Source organism: Vineibacter terrae, assembly GCF_008039615.1.
GTDB lineage: Bacteria > Pseudomonadota > Alphaproteobacteria > Reyranellales > Reyranellaceae > Vineibacter > Vineibacter terrae.
In genome coordinates this window covers 1-20,867 of record NZ_VDUZ01000053.1, presented here as the reverse complement: position 1 = coordinate 20,867, position 20,867 = coordinate 1, and the positions used below count along the sequence as shown (strand labels likewise).

22 protein-coding genes are annotated in these 20,867 nt (G+C 68.7%); 14 read left to right on the top strand and 8 right to left on the bottom strand.

Annotated elements, in window-relative coordinates; genetic code table 11:
- Nucleotides 1–121: 121 nt before the first annotated feature.
- Nucleotides 122–1,693, bottom strand: coding sequence for an ABC transporter substrate-binding protein (locus tag FHP25_RS32945; protein WP_147851243.1), 1,572 nt, complete (start codon nt 1,691–1,693; stop codon nt 122–124).
- Between the two features lie 196 nt (nt 1,694–1,889).
- Here FHP25_RS32945 and FHP25_RS32940 point away from each other — a divergent pair, with 196 nt between their 5' ends.
- Nucleotides 1,890–3,053, top strand: coding sequence for an iron-containing alcohol dehydrogenase (locus tag FHP25_RS32940; RefSeq protein WP_147851242.1), 1,164 nt, complete (start codon nt 1,890–1,892; stop codon nt 3,051–3,053).
- 114 nt (nt 3,054–3,167) lie between these two features.
- Here FHP25_RS32940 and FHP25_RS32935 read toward each other — a convergent pair whose 3' ends face one another.
- Together FHP25_RS32935 and FHP25_RS32930 are read right to left on the bottom strand one after the other, a co-directional pair.
- The gene (locus tag FHP25_RS32935; protein WP_147851241.1) at nt 3,168–3,911 is read right to left on the bottom strand and encodes a TVP38/TMEM64 family protein; all 744 of its coding nucleotides are present in this window, start codon (nt 3,909–3,911) and stop codon (nt 3,168–3,170) included.
- A gap of 96 nt (nt 3,912–4,007) precedes the next feature.
- Nucleotides 4,008–4,277 (bottom strand): hypothetical protein, encoded by a 270-nt coding sequence (locus FHP25_RS32930; RefSeq protein WP_178133969.1) that lies wholly within the window; start codon nt 4,275–4,277, stop codon nt 4,008–4,010.
- A gap of 362 nt (nt 4,278–4,639) precedes the next feature.
- On the opposite strand from FHP25_RS32930, the gene FHP25_RS32925 reads away from it, so the two are divergent.
- The 3 genes from FHP25_RS32925 to FHP25_RS32915 all read left to right on the top strand — a co-directional run bounded on the left by FHP25_RS32925 (nt 4,640) and on the right by FHP25_RS32915 (nt 8,094).
- Nucleotides 4,640–5,782, top strand: a complete 1,143-nt coding sequence (locus FHP25_RS32925) for an amidohydrolase family protein (protein WP_147851239.1) — start codon at nt 4,640–4,642, stop codon at nt 5,780–5,782.
- Nucleotides 5,783–5,846: 64 nt separating this feature from the next.
- A complete protein-coding gene (locus FHP25_RS32920; RefSeq protein ID WP_147851238.1) occupies nt 5,847–6,839 on the top strand; it encodes a LysR substrate-binding domain-containing protein in 993 nt (330 codons plus the stop codon).
- A 127-nt stretch (nt 6,840–6,966) separates the two neighbouring features.
- Complete coding sequence (locus FHP25_RS32915; RefSeq protein WP_218578770.1) at nt 6,967–8,094, top strand: aromatic ring-hydroxylating oxygenase subunit alpha; 1,128 nt, start codon at nt 6,967–6,969, stop codon at nt 8,092–8,094.
- Here the strand turns inward: FHP25_RS32915 and FHP25_RS32910 are convergent.
- Entirely contained in the window at nt 8,087–8,329 is a 243-nt protein-coding gene (locus FHP25_RS32910) for an Lrp/AsnC ligand binding domain-containing protein (RefSeq protein WP_147851236.1), read from the bottom strand. The two genes, FHP25_RS32915 and FHP25_RS32910, sit on opposite strands and share 8 nt — an antisense overlap.
- 139 nt (nt 8,330–8,468) lie before the next feature.
- A complete protein-coding gene (locus FHP25_RS32905; RefSeq protein WP_147851235.1) occupies nt 8,469–10,208 on the bottom strand; it encodes a DEAD/DEAH box helicase in 1,740 nt (579 codons plus the stop codon).
- Between the two features lie 285 nt (nt 10,209–10,493).
- Here FHP25_RS32905 and FHP25_RS32900 point away from each other — a divergent pair, with 285 nt between their 5' ends.
- From FHP25_RS32900 to FHP25_RS32875, 6 genes are all read left to right on the top strand, one after another.
- The gene (locus tag FHP25_RS32900) at nt 10,494–11,039 is read left to right on the top strand and encodes an isochorismatase family protein (RefSeq protein ID WP_147851234.1); all 546 of its coding nucleotides are present in this window, start codon (nt 10,494–10,496) and stop codon (nt 11,037–11,039) included.
- Nucleotides 11,040–11,771, top strand: coding sequence for an alpha/beta fold hydrolase (locus FHP25_RS32895; RefSeq protein ID WP_147851233.1), 732 nt, complete (start codon nt 11,040–11,042; stop codon nt 11,769–11,771).
- A gap of 77 nt (nt 11,772–11,848) precedes the next feature.
- The gene (locus tag FHP25_RS32890; RefSeq protein ID WP_147851232.1) at nt 11,849–12,310 is read left to right on the top strand and encodes a MaoC family dehydratase; all 462 of its coding nucleotides are present in this window, start codon (nt 11,849–11,851) and stop codon (nt 12,308–12,310) included.
- Nucleotides 12,307–13,155 (top strand): VOC family protein, encoded by an 849-nt coding sequence (locus tag FHP25_RS32885; RefSeq protein WP_147851231.1) that lies wholly within the window; start codon nt 12,307–12,309, stop codon nt 13,153–13,155. Before FHP25_RS32890 ends, FHP25_RS32885 begins: the two co-directional genes overlap by 4 nt.
- Nucleotides 13,156–13,163: 8 nt before the next feature.
- A complete protein-coding gene (locus FHP25_RS32880) occupies nt 13,164–13,640 on the top strand; it encodes an acyl-CoA thioesterase (RefSeq protein WP_147851230.1) in 477 nt (158 codons plus the stop codon).
- Nucleotides 13,637–14,071: a PaaI family thioesterase gene (locus tag FHP25_RS32875; protein ID WP_147851229.1), complete on the top strand. Its 435-nt coding sequence runs from the start codon at nt 13,637–13,639 to the stop codon at nt 14,069–14,071. Before FHP25_RS32880 ends, FHP25_RS32875 begins: the two co-directional genes overlap by 4 nt.
- 108 nt (nt 14,072–14,179) lie before the next feature.
- On the opposite strand, the gene FHP25_RS32870 is transcribed toward FHP25_RS32875, so the two are convergent.
- Nucleotides 14,180–15,856 (bottom strand): hypothetical protein, encoded by a 1,677-nt coding sequence (locus tag FHP25_RS32870; RefSeq protein WP_147851228.1) that lies wholly within the window; start codon nt 15,854–15,856, stop codon nt 14,180–14,182.
- Nucleotides 15,857–16,001: 145 nt separating this feature from the next.
- Here FHP25_RS32870 and FHP25_RS32865 point away from each other — a divergent pair, with 145 nt between their 5' ends.
- The 4 genes from FHP25_RS32865 to FHP25_RS32850 are packed head-to-tail and all read left to right on the top strand — an operon-like array spanning nt 16,002 to nt 19,460.
- Nucleotides 16,002–16,751, top strand: a complete 750-nt coding sequence (locus FHP25_RS32865; protein WP_147851227.1) for a class I SAM-dependent methyltransferase — start codon at nt 16,002–16,004, stop codon at nt 16,749–16,751.
- A complete protein-coding gene (locus FHP25_RS32860) occupies nt 16,748–17,848 on the top strand; it encodes a glycosyltransferase family 2 protein (RefSeq protein ID WP_147851226.1) in 1,101 nt (366 codons plus the stop codon). The genes FHP25_RS32865 and FHP25_RS32860 overlap by 4 nt, the downstream gene beginning before the upstream one ends.
- A gap of 6 nt (nt 17,849–17,854) precedes the next feature.
- A complete protein-coding gene (locus FHP25_RS32855; protein ID WP_147851225.1) occupies nt 17,855–18,187 on the top strand; it encodes an SMR family transporter in 333 nt (110 codons plus the stop codon).
- Between the two features lie 25 nt (nt 18,188–18,212).
- Nucleotides 18,213–19,460 (top strand): MFS transporter, encoded by a 1,248-nt coding sequence (locus FHP25_RS32850; RefSeq protein WP_147851224.1) that lies wholly within the window; start codon nt 18,213–18,215, stop codon nt 19,458–19,460.
- Nucleotides 19,461–19,567: 107 nt separating this feature from the next.
- Here the strand turns inward: FHP25_RS32850 and FHP25_RS32845 are convergent, their stop codons facing one another.
- Together FHP25_RS32845 and FHP25_RS32840 are read right to left on the bottom strand one after the other, a co-directional pair.
- Nucleotides 19,568–20,392, bottom strand: a complete 825-nt coding sequence (locus FHP25_RS32845) for an SDR family NAD(P)-dependent oxidoreductase (protein ID WP_147851223.1) — start codon at nt 20,390–20,392, stop codon at nt 19,568–19,570.
- A 122-nt stretch (nt 20,393–20,514) separates the two neighbouring features.
- Nucleotides 20,515–20,867: MaoC family dehydratase (locus tag FHP25_RS32840; RefSeq protein ID WP_147851222.1), on the bottom strand; the 353-nt coding region annotated here is incomplete at its 5' end.

Below are 20,867 nucleotides of genomic sequence, written 5' to 3'. Positions count from 1 at the left end.
TAGCGCTCGACGGGTGAGGGGAGCCACGCGAAACGCCGCGTCCTTGGCCCCTCACCCTCCCATTGCGCTTCGCGCAACGGGCCCCTCCCTCTCCCGCGCAGCGGGAGAGGGGTATTGCGCATCACTTCTCGTTCTTCTCGACGTTCCAGAACACCGGCACCGCCGACTCGATGTTGCCGGTGACGGACTTGCGGCGTGCGATCGGCTGGTACCACTGGCCGAGGAACACGTGCGTCGGGTACTCGACGGCCCGCAGCTGGATCGCCTCGGCGATCTGCTGCTGCGTCGCGAGGTCCGGGGCGCGCGCGAACCGTCCGCGCAGCGCGACCAGCTCCCGATCGCAGGCCCAGCCGAACCAGGCGCCGTCGCAAGAGGCGTTGACGAAGGCGTTGATCAGCGGGTTCACGATGTCGACGGAGGCCGTCGCGGTCAGCAGCGCGTTCCAGCCGCCCTGTGCCGGCGGGTCCTTCTTGGCGCGGCGTGACACCAGCGTGGACCAGTCCATCTGCTGCATGTCGACCTTCATGCCGGCACGTTCCATCAGCGACTTGGCCACCGGCGCGAGGTTGTTGAGCACCTGGAGGTCGGTGGTCCCCAGCAGGACCACGGGCGTGCCGTCATAGCCGCCTTCCTTCAACAGCGCCCTGGCCTTCTCCATGTTCGAGTCGAGCTTGTCCTCCCAGCCCTTGGTCGAGGCGAAGGGCGTGTCGCACATGAACATGGCCTTGCAGGTCTTGTAGTACTTCGGGTCGCCGATCACGCCGTTGAGGAAGTCCTGCTGGTTGAAGGCGTAGAACAGCGCCTGGCGGATCTTCGGGTTGTCGAACGGCTTGTGCAGTACGTTGTAGCGGAAGATGTATTGCAGGCCGAGCGGGTTGGTGTTGACCAGCTCGATGCTGGGATCCTTGGTCAGCAGCCCGAACAGGTCGTGCTGCGGCGTCTCGATCATGTCGATTTCGCGGTTCACCAGCGCGTTGACGGCAGTCTGCTGGTCGGAGATCGCCAGCCACTCGACGCGGTCGACCTTGGCGACCTTGCCGCCGGCCAGACCCGAGGGCGGCTCCGCGCGGGGGCGGTATTTCGGGTTCTTGATGTAGACAGTCCTGTCGCCAGGCTTCCACTCGTCCTTCTTGAAGATGAAGGGGCCGGAGCCGGTCGTGTCCGATATCTGCGTGAAGGGGTCGGTCTCGGCCACCCGCCTGGGCATGATGAACAGGGCGTTGCCGGACGGCTTCGAGATTCCCATCATCAGCAGGCCCGACGGCTCCTTCAGCACCACGCGGAACGTCCGGGCATCGACGGCGGCCATCTCCTGCACGACGGCCATCATGAGCTGGCCAAGGGGATCGCGGGCGGCCCAGCGCCTGATCGAAGGGATGACGTCGTCGCTGGTGACGGGTTGGCCATCGTGCCATTCCAGCCCGTCGCGCAGCCTGAAGGTGTAGGTGACCTTGTCGTCGGCGACGCTCCACGTGTCCACCATCTGCGGCTGGACCTGCAGCTTGGCGTCGAGCGCGAACAGCGTGTCGTAGATCATGTAGCCGTGGTTGCGCACGATGTAGGCCGTGGTCCAGACCGGGTCGATGACCTTCAGGTCGGAGTGCATGACGACGCGCAGGGTGGTCTGGGCGTCGGCGCTGCCCGCCGCCAGCGTCGTGGCGAGCGCCAGCGCCAGGAATCGGATCCATCGCATGCCGTGTTCCTCCCGATTTGCTGATCGTTGCGGCTTGAACGCCGGTTGTCATGGGAGGGGGCGAACGGCTGGGAGCGTGGCGCGGCTGGCGGAGATCGGCAAGGCCCACCGGGCCGGGTTCGGGTGCTTCTTTTCGGCAGCGGATCAGCTAGATTCAGCGCCCAGTTTGTTACCACGGGGACAAGGAGGCCTGCCCATGACCATCGCCACGATCCTCACGCCACGGATGATCGTGATCGGCGGCGGCGCCGTCGCACAGGTTGCCGACGTGCTGAAGCAGGTCGGCGGCACACGGGCCCTGGTCGTCACCGACAAGTTCATGGTGTCGAGCGGCAAGCTCACGGCCGTGACCGATCCGCTGGCCAAGGCCGGCGTCGCCTTCGACGTCTTCTCGGATACGATCGAGGACCCGACGACCGACGTCGTCGAAGCCGGTGTCGCGCGGCTGCAGGCCGGCGGCTATGACAGCCTGGTCGCCTTCGGCGGCGGATCGCCCATCGACACTGCCAAGGCGATGAGCGTGCTGGCCGCCAATGGCGGGCGGATGCGCCAGTACAAGGTGCCCAACCCGATCCCCAGGCAGGGCCTGCCGCTGGTGGCGATCCCGACCACGGCCGGCACCGGCTCGGAGGTGACGCGCTTCACCATCATCACCGACACCGAGACTGACGAAAAGATGCTGATCGCGGGCGTGCCCTGCATGGCCGCCGCCGCCATCGTCGACTACGAGCTGACGCTGACCAAGCCCTACCGGCTCACCGCCGACACCGCCATCGACTCGCTGACCCACGCCATCGAGGCCTATGTCAGCAAGCGCGCCAGCCCGCACGCCGATGCCCTGGCGCGCACGGCCATGGCGACGATCTACCGCAACATCCGCGCCGTGTGCGCCGAGCCGCAGAACCGCGCCGCGCGCGAGGCGATGATGCTGGCCGCCACCCAGGCCGGCATGGCGTTCTCGAACTCCTCCGTGGCGCTGGTGCACGGCATGAGCCGGCCGATCGGCGCGTTCTTCCACGTGCCGCACGGACTGAGCAACGCGATGCTCCTGCCGGCGATCACCGCGTTCTCGGCCGGCGCGGCGCTGGGCCGCTACGCCGATTGCGCCCGGGTCATGGGCATCGCCGGCGACGATGTCTCGGACCAGACGGCCGTGGCCATGCTGCTGGACGCGCTGCGATCGCTGAACGCCGACCTGAAGGTGCCGACGCCCAAGGCCTACGGCATCGACGAGGCCAGGTACATGAGCCTGATGCCGACCATGGCCGAGCAGGCGCTGGCCTCGGGCTCGCCCAACAACAATCCGCGCGTGCCGACCAGGGACGAGATCGTGGAGCTGTACCGGCAGGTCTGGGCGTGACTGGTGGCTGACACACCTGTCATCCCGAACGCAGTGAGGGATCTCCCATGAATGGCGCACCGTGCGTCTTTCGCAGGAGATCCCTCGCTACGCCCGGGATGACGGTAGACAGTGCTAAGGAGCCGCTTTCGTTTCCCGCAGCTTCGCCATGACGGTGCGCGATACCAGGACCGCCGCCAGGGCCGTTGCCGCCAGGCCGACGCCGAAGAGGAGCCAGTTCAGGATCCTGCCCTCGTCATCCTCGGCGCCGTGGCCGAAGGCGCCGACGGAAATGAACAATGCGGCGCCGGGCAGGATGCCGATGGCGGTGGCGACGGCGTAGTGCGCGAAGCGGATGCTGGTGATGCCGAACAGGTAGTTCTGCACGTTGAAGGGCACGAGCGGGCTCAGCCGCAGCAGCAGGACGATCTTCCAGCCCTGCTCGCCCACGGCGTCGATCACGGCGGCACCGCGGGGGTGATCCTGGGCCCACGACCGTACGCGGTTCCGAGCCAGGTGGCGGCCGATGTGGAACGCCAGCGAGGCGCCTGTCATGGCGGATGCGATCACCAGCGGAAAGGCCCAGATGCCGTAGGCCAGGCCGGCGACGATCGACAGCGGTGCGCAAGGCAGCAGCGCGATCGTCGCCAGCACGTACGCCAACGCGAAGACGGCAACGCCCCAGGCGCCGAATTGCTCAACCCAGCCGCGGAAGCCCTCTATCCATGTCCCCACCGGCGACAGCACGCCGACGACTGCCAGCGCGACGAGCAGGAGGATGCCCACGGCCCATGCCCACCGGCGGCCCCGGCCATGCCGGCACCCCGTGCGCAGCGGCATGGCGATGGCTTCCGTCAATGGCGCTGCGCGGTGGGACATCGGCTCCTCCTCGCGATTGCGCCACTGGCGTGGGGGAAACGTCAGCCTATGGAGTGTGTTCCCGTGATCGTGCTGGAATGAAGCGCCGGGTGCCGGTCAGGCCGCCGCGCCGGCCAGAAGGTGATGGCCGCGGCTGGGCATGAAAGGGATGGCCCACAACAGGCCGGCGGGCGGCGCCTGCTCGTCGAGCTGGGCGAAGTCGTAGGCGCCCATGCACATATCTGCCGCCCCGTATCGGTCGACGAAGACCTCGACCCGCTCGGCGGGCTCGACGATCATCAGGATACCCGGCTCATACCAGAGCCCGCCGCTGCGGGCGAAATGGCCGGGTCGCACGAAGAACATCTTGATCATGGCGATGCGCACTCGCTGATTTGTTGGGACAGCACTCTTTTCAACACACCGACTGCGAATGGTCGTGGCGTAAGGCAGCCTCGGCGGCTTGTCTGCCTGTCATTGGTCCGAGGCGGACTGATGACGAACGCAGCTCCCCGCGGCCCCGCAACGGGAAGCTTGAAACGCTGCGATATCGAGGCGCCGACGTGGCAAAATCTTGACGGCGCGGCCTGACGATTTCCTGTCGCTCGCTCTGCCCTGCGAAATGAAAGGCTTGCGTGCGTCCCGGGCCCGTTGTCGGGCGGGCGCGCCCGCGCCCATACTATGGCGTCAAGCTGATACCGGAAGCCGGCGCTTCCCAAGGCGCCGCCTCGGCTGCGGGAGGAAGCGTCATGCAGTACAAGCGCATTTCCGCCGATTGTCATCTCGACCTGCCCTGGATGCCGCCCGACCTGTTCACGTCGCAGGCGCCGCGGGCGCTGAAGGAGCGCATGCCCTATGTCGAGGATGGCCCCGACGGCCCGCGCTGGATGGCGCATAGCGGCGCCAGCTTCGGCTATCTCAACGGCGTCGGGCCGGCCGGCCAGAAATACATTCCCGGCAAACATCACCGCGTCGACATCATGGCCGAGACGGGCCTCTACGACGACGGCAAGAAGGGCATCCGGCGCGTGTCGGATCCGCACCTGCGCATCAAGGACCTGGATCGCGACGGCGTCGATGCCGAGGTGATCTACGGCATCCTCGGCGCGGCCGGCCGGCTGAACGACCGCGAGGCCGCCAACGAGATGCTGCGCATCTACAATGACTGGCTGAAGGAATTCTGCCGGCCGTACCCGGACCGCCATATCGGGCTCGCCTGCCTGCCGTACGGCGACATCGACGCGGCGGTGAAGGAGATCCATCGCGTCGCGCGCATGGGCATCAGGGGGCTCGAGCTGTCGTGCTCCTGGGACATGGAGCCGATGTGGCACCCGATGTGGGAGCCGCTGTGGCAGGCGGTCAACGAGGTGCAGCTGCCGCTGCACTTCCATACCTTCCCCAACGTGCCGCCCGACACCATCCAGAAGCATGGCGGCCGGGTCGGTCGCTCGGTGTTCTTCACCGTCGTGTCCGGCTTCCAGATGAACCTCGTGAACATCCTGGCCGCGATCATCTCGGCCAATGTGCTGGAGCGCTATCCCAACGTCCGCATCGCCTTCGGCGAAAGCGGCTGCGGCTGGATTCCCTACGCGCTCGACCGCATGGACTACGAATGGGAAGACCGCTTCATGGACCTGGGGCTGAAGATGAAGCCCAGCGACTACTGGCGCCGCCAGTGCAAGGCGACCTTCCAGTTCGACCGCATCGGCACCAAGCTGATCGACGACATGGGCGCCGAGACCTTGATGTGGGGCTCCGACTACCCGCACGGCGACGGCGTCTGGCCGCAATCCGACAAGTACATCGCCGAGCAGTTCGGCCATCTGCCGGCCGACGTCACCTACAAGATCACCTGCGAGAACGCCGGCAAGTTCTACGGGCTGATCAACTGAGGGCAGTTCCCCTGAGCTTGTCGAGGTGCCCGGTGGGTGTCGGCGCGCGGCGCCGGCGCGGCTGATGGCGTCTGCTGCCGACATTGGCGGCGGTGCGCGCAGGCGAGCGCGGCCCGGCGCCAGGGACGTCGATCCGCCCGTGCGTCCGGTCCAGCCGGTGCCCGCCGCCGTGCGGCTGACGCCGGCGATGCTGCTGGCGCTGCAGGCGTTCGACACCGCCTTCCGCCTGGGCAGCTTCAAGGCCGCTTCTGCCGCTCTGCACCTCACGCCGTCGGCCGTGAGCCACCGTATCGGCACCCTCGAGCGCAAGCTGGGCGAGGCGCTGTTCGTGCGCAAGCACCGGCAGGTGCAGCCGACGCCGGCCGGCGAGGCGCTGGCGGCAGCAACGGCGCGCGCCTTTGCCGAGCTGGCGCGTGTTGCCGCGCCGGCGGAGGCCGTCGCCGGCCATCGCCGCTTGCGGCTGACCGCGCTGCCGTTCTTTGCCTCGGACTGGCTGATGCCGCGTGTGGCGCGCTTCATGTCGGCCCATCCCGACATCGAGCTGGTGATCCAGACGGCCAGCCGTCACGCCGATCTCGACAGCGAGGCTTTCGACGCCGCCGTCCGTGTCGGCGACGGCGATTGGCCGGGTCTGGTGGCGATGCGGCTGATGGACATCCGCGCCACGCCCGTCGCCACGGATGACCTGGTGCGGCAGCTGAAGCTGCGCCGGCCGGCCGACCTGGCGCACGCCACCCTGATTCATGTCACGACCTTTCCGCTCGCCTGGCCGATGTGGCTTGAAAAGGCCGGCGTGCCGGGCCTGACGCCGCGGCACGCCGTCTGGGTGGACGGCTTCGGCGCCGCCATGCAGCTGGCGGAGCAGGGGGCCGGCGTGGCCATGGGGCTCGAGCCGCTGATCGCCGGCCGCGAGCGCCGCGGCATGCTCTGCCGCCCGCTATCCGTCAGCCAGCCGACCGGCAGCTACTGGCTGGTGCATCGCAAGGACGATGCCGGCCACCCCGGCCTGCGCATGCTGAAGCGCTGGCTGCAGGCCGAGATCGCCGCCGACGGTTGAGCCTGGTTCACCTGTCGGCCCGCGCCTTTCGTTTGGCCCTGGCGCGGCGCGGGCTGATGCTGCGGCCATGACCGATCGAGCCCACCGTCCACGGCGGCGGTCGCCCTGGGCGCATAGGGAGGGACCCATGTTGATGGATGACCGGCAGATCGCCGCGCGCATTCTCGAGCACATCGAGGGCGGCACGACCGACACGGGCGGCGAGATCTGGCGCGAGCCGGTGGCGAACTATCTCTCGCCCGATCGCTTCGCCGCCGAGCGCGCCGTGCTGCGCCGCCTGGCGGTGCCGTTCTGCCCGTCGGCCGCGCTGGCCGAGCCGGGCGCCTATGTGGCGCGGCTTGCGGCGGGCACGCCGATCCTGGTCGTGCGCGGGCAGGATGGAACCGTGCGGGCCTTCCGCAACGCCTGCCGCCATCGCGGCGTCGAGCTGGCGAGCGGCTCGGGCTGCACCCGCGCGTTCACGTGCCGCTACCACGGCTGGACCTACCGCCTCGACGGCACGCTCAGCCTCGTGCCGCACGAAGGCGGGTTTCCCGGCCTCGACAAGGCGGCGCACGGCCTGGTGCCGGTGCATGCCTGGGAGCAGGCCGGCCTGGTGTTCATCAAGCAGGATGATGACGATGCCGGCGGCGACATCATGAACGATCTGCCGGCGGGCCTGATGGCGCCCGGCCAGGCGGTGTTCGCCACGGCCGAGCGTGAGGTCGAGGCCAACTGGAAGATCGTCGCCGAGGGGTTCCTCGAGGGCTACCACATCCGCTCGACCCACCGCGATACGTTCTATCCTTACGGGTTCGACAATCTCAACGTCGTCGAGTGCTTCGGCCGCAACAGCCGTGTGACGTTTCCGTTCCGCCGGATCGCCAAGCTGGCCCAGGTGCCGCCCGCCGAGCGGCGCGTCGACGGCCTGGTGACTTACGTCTACCACCTGTTCCCCAATGTGATGGTCGCCGTGCTGTCGCAGCACACGAAGGTCGTGGTGCTGGAGCCGCTCGACCCGGGCCGTACCCGTCTGGTCACATATGCGCTGGCCAATGCCGGCCGGGACGGTGATGCGAATCGCGAGGCGGCGGCGCGCGATGCCGCCTTCGTGGACCAGACCGGCGCCGCCGAGGACCGCGAGGTGAGCCAGGCCATCCAGCGCGGGCTGGCCAGCGGCGCCAACCGGCATTTCACCTACGGGCTCTTCGAGAGCGCGATCGTGCACTTCCACCGCACGCTGGATGCGGCGCTTCGCGGCCCGCGTCTCAGCTGAAGGCCTTGAAGGTGATGTAGGTGTAGGTGTCCTTGATGCCGGGCAGCGTCTGGATGCGGCTGGTGACGAAATGGCCGATATCCGTGGCGTCGTCGAGGTAGCACTTCATCAGCAGGTCGTAGGAGCCCGAGATCGAGTGCACCTCCGAGACCTGCTCGACGCTTTGCACCGCCTGGTCGGCGACCTCATAGGCCTTGCCGAGTTCGCATTTCACCAGGATGAAGATCGTCTGCATGAAGCCGCTCCCGTGCGCGGCACGGGGTGGCCGCGCCGCGGGCGATTGCCGCCCTGATCGAAGCGAAGGGGCTCGCGGTGCCGATGTCAAGGACCGCAGATGCCGGTCGCCGGCGCTGTCGACGTTCCCGGCTGCGGCCTCAGGCCGCTTCTTCCGTCACCGGCGGAGGGTCCTCGGAGCGGTTGGGGCGCCGGCGCTGCGGCACCGGGCGTGACAGGAAGGCCGGCGTGAAGTCGCCGAAGCCCACCACCGGCGGTCCGTCATCGCGATCCCAATTGCGGTCGCGGCGCCGGTCGCGGCCATGATGCCGGTCGCGATCCCGCCCTTCCCGCGGACGCTCCTCGTGCGGATGCTCGTCGCGGCGGCGATCGTCGCGGTCGCTCCGGCGGCGGCTGCGGCGCTCCTCGGCCTGTGCCTCGCGGTGCTCGCTGGCGGCCGGTGCCGGCGGCTGCAGGTCGTCGATGCCGTCACGATCGGCGTCGCGCGGCGGCCGGTTGCCGCGCTCGGCATGGCGCTCGCTGCGCCGGCGCCGGCTGCGGCCTCGGTCGCCCGAGCGCTCGTCGTCGGCGGGCGCCGCAGCGGCGGTGTGGGCATGGGCAGGGGCCTGCATGAGGTCGTCGGTGCCGTCGCGATCGCTGTCGCGGAACTGCGGCGCCGGCGCGTCGCGCTCGCGCCGCGGGCGGTCGCGGTCACGGCCGCCGCGACCGCGGCCACGGCCACGGCGACGGTCGTCGCCTTCCTGATCCAGCTCGGCAGCGTCCATGTCCGGCACCGCGATACGAGGAATTTCCTGACCTATGACCCGCTCGACCGCTGCCACCAGCTTGCCATCGTCGGGTGACGCCAGTGTGAAGGCGACGCCGCTGCGGCCGGCCCGGCCGGTGCGCCCGATGCGGTGCACGTAATCCTCGGGATGGAAGGGCACGTCGAAATTGAAGACATGGCTCATGTCGTCGATGTCCAGGCCGCGGGCGGCGACATCGGAGGCCACCAGGAGCTGGATCTCGCCCAGCTTGAAGCGCTCCAGGGTCTCCATGCGCACCGGCTGGGCCATGTCGCCGTGCAGGCCGCCGACATTGAAGCCGTGCTTGGCCAGCGACTTGTAGAGGATGTCGACGTCCTTCTTGCGGTTGCAGAAGATCAGCGCGTTCTTCACTTCCTGGCTGCGGATCAGGCGGCGCAGCGCCTCGCGCTTGTCATGCTCCGGCACGATGGCCAGGCCCTGGGTCACGGTCGACGCGGTGGTCGCCGGACGGGCCACGGTGACCTCCTTGGGGTTCATCAGGAAGGCGTCGGCCAGGCGACGGATCTCCGGCGGCATCGTGGCCGAGAAGAACAGCGTCTGGCGCATCTGCGAGACCAGCGACACGATGCGTTCGACATCGGGAATGAACCCCATGTCCAGCATCCGGTCGGCCTCGTCGATGACCAGGATCTTGACGTCGTTGAGCAGCACCTTGCCGCGCTCGAAATGGTCGAGCAGCCGGCCCGGGGTGGCGATCAGCACGTCGACGCCGCGGTCCAGCACCTTTTCCTGGTCGTCGAACGAGACGCCGCCGATCAGCAGGGCCTTGGACAGCTTGTGGTGCTTGCCGTAGGTCTCGAAGCTCTCCGAGACCTGGGCCGCCAGCTCGCGCGTCGGCTCCAGGATCAGCGAGCGCGGCATGCGCGCCTTGGCCCGGCCCGAGGCCAGAATCTCGATCATCGGCAAGGTGAAGCCGGCGGTCTTCCCGGTGCCCGTCTGAGCGCAACCCAGCACATCCCGGCCCATCAGAATGTACGGGATGGCTTGCTCCTGGATCGGGGTGGGCGTTGTATAGCCCGCGTCAGCGACCGCTTTTAGCACATCGGGGCCAAGCCCCAGCAGATCAAAACCCATTGAAATTCCAAGGTATTTCCGCAGGGCCCCAGCCACTGTCGGCGCGGTCAGGCCTGACGTTGGGGGCATGGCCGACCGTCTGTTCGCGAACGGTGCGCATGATATGCACGGCGGTTCGCCTGTCAATGCGACGGGATGCGATTCGGACATGCGGCCACCGCGCGTCCCCTGGCACCAATTTGGGCAGAAATTGCCGCTCCGCAAGGTGACGATTGAGGATCGGCAATCGGCCCGTGGTTGCTGGCGGCCGGCCGATCCGCCTAAGGTAGGGATCCGGAGGTTCGGATGCTGATCGAGCGCGACAAGACGCAGCTGCTGGTCGTCGACGAGCAGGAGCGGCTGATCCCGGCCATGCACGAGGGTGCGCGGGTCGTCGAGCGCACCGCCGTGCTGCTGCACGCCGCGCACACGTTGGGCCTGCCGGTGACGGTGACGGAGCAGTATCCGCAGGGGCTGGGCCCCACGGTGCCGCAGCTCCTGGAGCTGCTGCCCTCGCGAGGCCACGTTTTCGCCAAGACGCAATTCTCCGCCGCAGCGCAGCCTGACGTCGCGGCCCGCCTGGCGGACCTGGGCCGGCCCCAGGTGGTGATCGCCGGCGTCGAGGCCCATGTCTGCGTCGCCCAGACCGCGACCATGCTGCGCGCCTCGGGCTACAATGTCTTCCTGGTGGCCGATGCCATTTCGTCCCGCCGGACCGACAGCGTCACCCTGGCCTTCGAGCGGCTCAAGCCGCAGGGGATCTGGATCGTGAATGTCGAGCAGGTCCTGTTCGAATGCCTGGGCGAGGCCGGCACGCCCGCGTTCCGCGAGCTGAGCAAGCTGATCCGCTAGATGGCCGACGCCCGCACCGACCGCCCCGCGCTGCTGCTCTGCCCGGGCCTGCTCAACGACGCCCGGGTGTTCGCGCCCCAGCTTGCGGCGCTGGGTGCGCGTATAGACAGCCGGGTGGCCGATCTGGCCAGCAGCGATTCCCTGGCCGAGCTGGCCGAGGCGGCCCTGGCGCAGGCGCCGCCGCGTTTCGCGCTGCTGGGCTTCTCGATGGGCGGCTACGTCGCCTTCGAGATCCTGCGGCGCGCGCCCGAACGCGTGACACGGTTGGCGCTGCTCGACACCAGCGCCCGCCCCGACACGCCGGAGCAAACGGCGCAGCGGCAGGCGCTGCTGCGGCTGGCCCGGACTGGCACGTTCAAGGGCGTCACCCCACGGCTGCTGCCGCGGCTCGTGCACCCCTCGCGGCTGGCGGATCCGACCGTCACCGAGCCGATCTTCGCCATGGCTGCCAGCATCGGGCGCGACGGCTTCCTGCGGCAGCAGACGGCGATCATGGGCCGCCCCGACAACCGCTCGCTGCTGGCCGCCATCCGCGTGCCGATGCTGGTGCTGTGCGGCCGCGACGATCAGCTGACGCCGCCGGCCCTGTCGCAGGAGATCGCGGCCGCGGTGCCCGGCGCCGAGCTGGTCCTGGTCGACGATTGCGGCCATGTGTCGCCCCTGGAGCGGCCGGACATCGTGACGGCGGCGCTGGCGGCCTGGCTGTCCGCCCGTCCGCCTGCCGAGCGCTGACGCGCGTCCGAGCCGCCAAGCGGCTTGCGCCGCCGCCACCGGCAGGCCAGATAGCGATGACTGCAGAGGGAAGATCGATGCCGGGACCACTGCGTTACTGGGAAGACTACGAGGTTGGCGCCGACTATGCCCTGGGCCGCAGGACGGTCAGCGAGGCGGAGATCATCGGTTTTGCCACGCAGTTCGATCCGCAGTTTTTCCACGTCGATCCCGAGGCGGCCAAGCGGTCGATGTTCGGCGGCCTGATCGCCAGCGGCTGGCACACCTGCTCGATCATGATGCGCATGCTGGTCGACAACTACCTCAATCCCGAGACCAGCCTGGGCTCTCCCGGTGTCGATGGCATCCGCTGGCTCAAGCCGGTGCGGCCCGGCGACACCCTGACCGGCACGATGCGGATCCTGGAAAAGCGCGAGTCGCGCAGCAAGCCCGACATCGGCATCGTGATCAACGAGGCGTCGCTACAGAACCAGCAGGGCGAGGTCGTCGCCACGATCCGGGCGACGAACCTGATCCGCCGCCGCGCGGGCGCTGCATGACGGGACAGGCGGTCAAGGGCATCGACCACGCCGTCGTGGTCGTGGCCGATATCGAGGCGGCGCGCGCCGCCTATGTCCGGCTGGGCTTCGAGGTGCAGCCGCGCGGCTTCCACACGCGGCTGGGCACGGCCAACCACCTGATGATCTTCGGCGACACGTATTTCGAGCTGATCGGGATCGTCGAGCCCAACCCGTTCAATGCCGAGCGGCGGGCGTGGCTGGAGAAGGGTGGCGGCCTCGCCAACGTCGCCTTGCGCACCGATGGCGCCGACATCGCGCATGCCGCCTGGACGGCGGCCGGTCTGCAGCCCGATCCGGTGCTGGACTTCGGCCGTGCCGTCGAGATCGGCGGCAAGACCAAGCAGGCCGCTTTCCGCACAGTGCGGCTCGGCACCAACCGCGCCAAGCTGCTGGGCTTCTTCGCCTGCGAGCACCGCACGCCGCAATTCGTCTATCGCCCGGAATGGGCCCGGCATGCCAACGGCGCCACGGGGCTGGCGGGCGCCACGGTGATCGCCGGCGATGCCGGCACCGATGAGGCTTATGTCCGCAAGGTATTCGGCGATGCCGTCGTGCGGCGCGACCGCGCGGAACTGGTAATTGATAACGGCAGCACGCCGATCCGCTACATGCCGCGCGAGCGGTTCCTGGCGCTGTACCCTGGCGTCGCGCCGCGGCGCCACGACGATCACCCGGCGCTGCTCAGCTTCCACGTGCCGGATGTGCAACGCGCCGAGGCCGTGCTGCGCGCTGGCGGGCTGGCGCCGGTCGCGACCCCGGATGGACGGGTGCTGGTGCCGGCATCGGATGCGGCGGGCGTCGCCATCGAGTTCAAGAAAGGTTGACCCTCAGGATGAATGCAGTTCCGCAACTGGTCTCGGCGCCCATCGACCTCAAGGATCCCTCGGTTTACGGCCACCTGACCCACGAGACGCTGCGCTTCGGCGATGTCGACTCCAACGGCCACATCAACAACGTGGCCTTCCTGGTCTTGTTCGAGAACGCGCGCGTGTCCTATTTCGTGCAGCATCTCAAGTTCATGCGCGCGCGGGGACTGTCGTCGGTGGTGGCCCATCTCGACATCGATTTCCGGCGGCAGATGTTCTATCCCGGGACCGTGCGCGCCGGCGCGCGGCTGATCGAGGTGCGGCGCTCCTCGTTCGTGCTGGGCCAGGCGATCTTCGATCAGGACGGCCATTGCGCCGCCGCCGGCCACGCGGTGATCGTGGCCTACGATCCGGCCAGCGGGCGCGGCCAGCCGATCCCGGACGAGGTGCGCCGCGACCTGGTGCGCATCGCCGGGTCGCCGACGGGAGTGAGCACGTCATGAGCCCGCAGGCGCCGGCTGGCGGCATCCCCGAGGGCTTCGTGCCCTTCGACATCTCCGACGATTTCGTGCGCCTGATCGGGCCGCTGCATGTGAAGCTCGAGAGCGACGGCCCGCGCGTCGGCATGATGCTGGAGCGTCGGCACGGCAACCCGCTGGGCATCGCGCATGGCGGCTGCCTGATGACCCTGGCCGACATGGTGATGGGCTTCGGCTGCGGCTTTGCCACCCGCACGGCGGGCGTGCACCCCACCATCACGCTCAACAGCGATTTCGTGCGCGGCGCGCGCGTCGGCAACTGGGTCGAAGGCAAGGCCGTCATCACCCGGCGCACGCCCAACTTCATCTTCGCGCGCTGCGATCTGGTATGCGCCGGCGAGGTCGTGCTGTCGGCCTCGGGCGTCTTCAAGGTGCCGACTCAGAAGCCGGCGTGACGACAAGAGCGTCATCCCGAGCGCAGCGAGGGATCTCCTGCGAATAGCGCACGGTACGTCCTTCGCAGGAGATCCCTCGCTGCGCTCGGGATGACGTGTTTGTCCGCCTCACCGCCGCTTGTAGATGGTGTAGCGGTCGACATCCATGAAATGGGTGTAGCGCTCGAAGGCGCGTGCGAACTTCGGGTTGCGCATGAAGTACTCGAGATAGTCGAAGACGCGGCCCTGGCAGCGCGGCATGCCGGCGACGCGGTCGACGATGACCAGGTCGGGCTGCTGGCGCTCGAAGTCGTCGGACACCGAATCGAAGACGAAGCGCTCGGCGTCGGACATGTCCTCCGGCGCGTTGTACAGGACCGGGTACTCCTCGCAGTCGGCGTAGATGCCCTGCAGCACCCACATGGTCTGGAAGCGCATCGTCATGCGGATGCCGCCGTAGTTGACCAGCGGGTAGTAGGGATAGATGCCGGGCGACAGGACCAGGATGCGCTTGTTGGGGGCGTTTTGCTCGACGATGTGCAGCAGCACGCCGGTGATGCTGTCCTCGAACTGGCGCTGCTTCTGGAAGGGCGGTGTGAACAGCGCCGCCTGGAAGTAGAACAAGATGAGGAAGGTGGCGCTGATCCCGACCACCGGGACCCGGTGCGCCTCGCGGTCGATCGGCAGGTAGCGGTCGATCATCTGCGAGATCGTCACGGCGGCCAGCAGGATCGTGGCCGAGAGGGCGGGCAGCACATGATAGGGCCAGCCTTTGGCCTGCAGCGCCGCGGCCAGGGCCGCGCCCAGGCCGTAGGCGACGATCACCCGCGCCGCCACCGTGCGGGCAAGGAAGATGGCCAGCAGGCCGAAGGCCGCCAGCGCCAGCAGGCACGGCCCCAGGACGGGTCCGAACAGGACGCTCTGCCAGGTGGCCTCGCCGAGATGGGCGTAGGACTCCCAGATGATCGGCAGCACGCTGCTGACATAGGCGGGCGTGCCGAACACCATCAGCGCCGCATGCGCGACGATCACGGCGCCGATCAGCCACGGCACCATGTCGGTGATGGTGCGGCGCCAGCCGCGATGCAGCAGCAGATAGGCCTCGACGGCCAGCGGGATGGTGAGGAAATGCGGCTTCTGCGCCAGGCCCAGGCCGGCAGCCAGCGCGATCGCCCAGGCCGGCACGCTGCCGATCGCGGCGGCGCGGCCCTCGGCCCGTCCAGCCGCATGCAGCAGGTAGGGCGCCGTCAGCACGAACATCACATGCTCGCGCTGCCCGAAACTCTCATTGGGCAGCACGACGAACAGGAACAGCAGCGTCGGCGGCACCAGCGCTTCGGTCAGCGGATGGGCCAGCGACGGGACCTTGTGGGTCAGGGAGCGGCAGGCGAGGAACGACCCGATGATGGCGGCGTACAGGCACAGCGTCAGCCAGGTCGTGGCATCCAGGCCGGTGAAGGCGAACAGACGCGCCAGCACTTCCGGGATGGCGTAGAGGACGAAGACCAGCGGCAGGTTGACGTCGATGATGTCGACATAGAGCGTCTCGCCGTCGAGCCATCGATGCACGACGTCCATCAACGCGGCGACGTCGTGGTTGATCGGGGGAAACAGGTAGCCGGCGGCCCATATGGCCGGGATCAGCAGCAGCAGCGCGCCGATCGCATGCGCCGCGCCGGTCGGCAGCCGGTCGCGCAGGAAGCGCGCGGGATGATGCACGACCTCGGGGCCGGGGTCCTTGGCGGGTGACGCCGGGTGCGGCGGCACGACATCGTCTTGCGGCCGCTCGACCTTGGGGTCGGACAAAGGGGGGCGTTGATCGGGCAAGGGCGGACGCGATGCGAAGGCTGCAAGGAGCGCCGCTGCGACGGCGCGGCGGCACGATAGCAGAGCGCCGCCGGCCAAGGCCATCGGTTCGACTGCCGCATGCCGTGGCTATATAAGGGGTGGCATGGAGCGCCACGAATATGAGCGGATGCACGCGCTGGAGGAGCGGCTCTGGTGGTACCGCGGGCTGCACGGGCTGATCGCCGATCAGGTCGCGAGCATGGCAGGCGGCAGCTTCCGGCCGCTGCTCGACGCGGGCTGCGGCACGGGTGGCCTGCTGGCGGCATTGTCGCGTCGCGGCGTCGGCGGATCGCGGCTGGGCCTCGAGTATGACGCGCAGGCGGCGAGGCTGGCTGCTGCGCGCGGCGACGCGGCCATCGTCGTCGGATCGGTGACGGCGCTGCCGTTCGGCGACGATGTGCTGGGGGCCATGGTCAGCGCCGACGTCCTGCCGCATCGCCTGGTGGAGCCGGATGTGGCCCTGAAAGAGGCGCATCGCTGCCTCGAAACCGGCGGAATCCTGATCCTTAATCTGCCCGCCTATCGTTGGATGGCGTCGGCGCATGATCGGCACGTGCACAACGTGCGTCGCTTTACCCGCCGGCAGGCAGCGGCGTTGGCGCAGGCGGCGGGTTTCCGGGTCCGGCGCGCGACCTACTGGAATTGCATCCTGTTTCCGTTGATGGTTGCACGGCGCGTGTTGACGCGGTGGAGTACGGGTGGCAGCGACGTGCGGCCGTTTCCGGCGCCGATCAACTGGCTGTTCGGCGCCATCGTCGGTATCGAGCGCCGGCTGATCGGCTGGGGCGTCGCGCTGCCGTTCGGCGGCTCGATCCTGCTGGTCGCGCAGAAGGGCAAGGCGGAGAAGCGATGAAACGGCCATTCGCACTCAGTGTCGTGGTGCCGGTCTACAACGGCGCGAGCAGCGTCGGCGAGCTGGTTGTGGCGCTGCGGGCGCTGGATATCGCCGGCGGCCTGGAGATCGTCCTGGTCAATGACGGCAGCCCCGACAACAGCTTCGAGGTCTGCCGCGAGCTTGCGGCCCGGCCCGGCGCGCCGATCACCCTGGTCGACCTGTCGCGCAATTACGGCGAGCACAACGCCGTCATGGCCGGCCTGGCGCATGCGCGCGGCGACTACACCATCACGATGGACGACGACCTGCAGAATCCGCCGGAGGAGGTGCGCCGGCTGTTCGAGTACACGCGCGACAACGGCCACGACGTCGTCTACACGCACTATGCGACCAAGCAGCACGCCGCCTGGCGCAACATCGGCAGCCGCTTCACCAACTGGTGCGCCGACCGCCTGATCGAGAAGCCGCACGGCCTGTACCTGTCGAGCTTCCGCTGCATCAGCGCCTTCCTGCGCGAGCGGCTGGTGAGCTATGACGGGCCCTATCCTTATGTCGATGGCCTGATCTTCCAGATCACGGAGAACGTGGGCCGCCTGCAGGTGCTGCATCTGCCGCGCATCGAAGGGCGCAGCAACTACACCCTGCGTCGCCTCGTGCGGCTGTGGCTGTCGATGTTCCTGAACTTCTCGGTCCTGCCGCTGCGCGCCGCCAGCATCAGCGGCATGGTGCTGAGCGGCGTCGGCCTGCTGGGCTTCATCGCGGTGCTGATCGAGGCGTTGGTGAAGAACGACCTTCCGACCGGCTGGGCGTCGGTGATGTCGGCTGTGGTCCTGCTGGCCGGCGTGCAGCTGATGATCCTGGGTGTCATGGGCGAGTATCTTGGCCGCATGTTCCTGACCGCCAACCGCAAGCCGCAATACATGGTGCGCCGCATCTACGTCCGCGAGGGCGGGGCGCTGGTGGCGCATGAGCCGGCCGCGGGCAGCGCCGCCGCCGGGCGGCCTTATGCGGGCAGCGATCGTGAGCATGTCTCGCCGGTCGACGCGCGCTCGCCATCGGCTCTGCCCGCGGTGGCGCCGCCGCGGCGGGACACGCCCGACCGGGCGGCCGAGTAGCGCCGCATGTGGCCCTTCTACTTGGCGTTGGCCGGCGGCATCGTGACCGGCATCGGCGGCCAGATCCTGCTGAAGACCGGCGCCGACAGCGAGACGATCCTGCAGCAGCTGCTGCGGCCGCAGACGATCATCGGCCTGATGCTCTATGGCATGGCGGCCTTCCTCTACATCCTGGCCCTGCGCAAGATCCCGCTCTCGGTGGCGTTTCCCAGCGTGTCGCTGAGCTACGCCATCGTCGCCGTGCTCGGCTACGTGCTGTTCAACGAGCCGTTCGGCGTGCTCAAGATCGTCGGCCTGGTGCTGATCGTCGCCGGCGTGTGGCTGATCAACCAGGGATAGGAATTCGACAAGCGGGCAACGTGTGATGGCCGACGCTCCTCGCTCCTATGCCCAGGTCCTGCGTCTGCCTGATGTTTCCAACCTGCTGATCGCGGCGTGCCTGTCGCGCCTGGCTGGGCGGACGTTCACGCTGGCGATCGTGCTTTACGTGCTGGGCGCCTTCCGGTCGCCCGAGCTGGCGGGGTGGGTGTCGTTCGCCTCGATGGTGCCGGGCATGCTGGCAAGCCCGCTGGCCGGCGCCCTGCTGGACCGCGTGGGCACGGCCAGGGCCATCGTGATCGACATGGTGGCGGGCACGGCCTTGCTGGCGGCGCTGCTGGCGTTGCACGTCGTCCAGGCCGTCAGCCCGCCGCTGCTGCTGGTCCTGGTCGCGCTCTATTCGCTCACCAGCCCGCTGAGCGCGGCCGGCATCCGGACACTGATCGCCCGGCTGGTGCCGGCGCCGGCGCGCGACTGCGCCAACGCGCTGGACACCGGCAGCTATGCCCTCGTCGACGTGCTGGGGCCGGTGCTCGCCGGCTTGCTGTTCGGCTTCGCCGGGCCGGGCGCCACCTTCCTGGTCATCGCCGCGCTCTATGGGGCGGCTGCGCTGAGCCTCGTCGCGCTGGTGCGTCGTCCCGCAGCCGGCCCGGCCACCGGCCGTATCGGATCGCTGTCCGGCGAGGCTCTGGCCGGCCTGGTCTACGTCGTGCGCCATCGCACGCTGCGGGGGCTGGCCGTGTCCTACTCGCTCTACCAGGTGAGCTTCGGCATTCTTCTGGTCGCGGTGCCCGTCTTCGTCATGCGCGCGCTCGGCGACCAGGCCATGGCCGACAGTGTCGTGGGCGTGCTGTGGGCGCTGTCGGGCGTGGCGGGGAGCCTGGGTGCGCTCTATGCCGGGCATGTCCAGGCCGCCGGCCGGGAACGGCTCTTCATCGCGGCCGGCGCGCTGGCGACGGCCGTGGCGATCTATCCGGTCTGCGCCCATTTCGGGCTGGCAGGCATGGCCGTAGGGCTGATCGTCGTGGGCCTGCTGACAGGCCCGGTGGATGTCGGCGTCCTCACGCTGCGTCAAAGCCGCACCGATCCGGCCTGGCTGGGCAGGGCGCTGGCCATCTCCATGAGCCTGAACACCTGCGGCCTGCCGATCGGCGCCGCGCTCGGCGGCATGCTGGCCGGCCACTCGCTGGGGCTGACATTCGCCGTCGCGGGCGCCGCGTCGATCATCGCGGCGGTCGCCGCCTTCGGCCTGGTCCCGAAGCACGAACCGCCGCCGTCTCATCAGTGCGGATGATCGCAGCTGGAATCCGCCGCCAACGAAAACGGCACCGTCCTGCAGGACGGTGCCGTTGCGATGCCGGGGCAGGGCGCGCGCCGTGCGCGCCCGCCCGTGTCGGTCGGTCAGAGGCCGCCGTTCACCACCAGGCACTGGCCGCTGACATAGTCGCTGTCGGGGCTGCAGAAGAGGTAGACCGAGCCGGCCGCCTCTTCCGGCAGGCCGCCGCGGCCCAGCGGGATCATCTGGTTCATGGCCGCGATGCGGCCGCCCTGCACGCCGATCTTGACCTTGCGGCCCTGCACCTCGATCTCGCCGGCCTCGCCCTCGGAGAGCGGCTTGGTGAGGCGCGTCTGGATGTAGCCGAAGGCGACGGCGTTGACCGTCACGTCATAGCGGCCGAACTCCTTGGCCAGCGTCTTGGTCAGGCCGACGATGCCCGCCTTGCCGGCCGAGTAGTTCGACTGCCCGGCATTGCCGTTGACGCCCGAGGTCGAGGAGATGTTGACCACCTTGCGCACGATGCGCGTGCCGGCCGAGCGCTCCTTCTCCACGGCGCCGCGCAGGTGCTGCTGGAAGGCGCGCAGGATGCGGAACGGCGCCGTCAGGTGCACGTCGATGATGGCGTACCACTGCTCGTCGGTCATCTTCTGGATGACGCTGTCCCAGGTGTAGCCGGCGTTGTTCACCACGATGTGGCAGTCGCCGAAGGCATCGACGGCCGTCTTGATGATGCGGTCGCCGAAATCGGCGGCCGCGACGTCGCCGTTGCAGGCCACGGCCTTGCCGCCCATCTTCTCGATGGCGGCGACGGTCTCCTTGGCCGGCGCCTCGTCGATGTCGTTGATCACGACCTTGGCGCCGTCACGCACCAGCCGGAAGGCGATCTCCTGGCCGATGCCGCGTCCCGAACCGGTGACGACGGCAACCCGTCCGTCGAGTTGACCCATGTTCCGTTCTCCTTTGCTTGTGTTGTTGCACGTGCGTCATCCCGAGCGGAGCGAGGGATCTCCTGTGGCCGGGGGACTCCGTTCCAGGGAGATGTCTCGCTGCGCTCGACATGACGTGAACGCTATGCCAGCGCGACGGTGGCGTTGCCTTCGAGCGTGCTCTGGCCGTTCTGGTTGGTGCACTTGACCTCGAGGTCGACCAGCTTCTCGCCGTTCTCCTCGCGCTTGCCGACCACCTTGCCGCTGACCGTGATCACGTCGCCGACCCAGGTGATCGAGGTGAAGCGGGTGCCCAGCGCGCGGATCTGCTTCTGCGGCACCCACGACGTCGCCAGCCGGCCCAGGAAGGCCATCGACAGCATGCCGTGGGCGAAGACGTCCTTGAAGCCGAACTTCTTGGCGAAGTCGATGTCGACATGGATCGGGTTGTGGTCGCCCGAGCCGCCGCAGTAGAGGGCGAGCTGGTGGCGGCTGA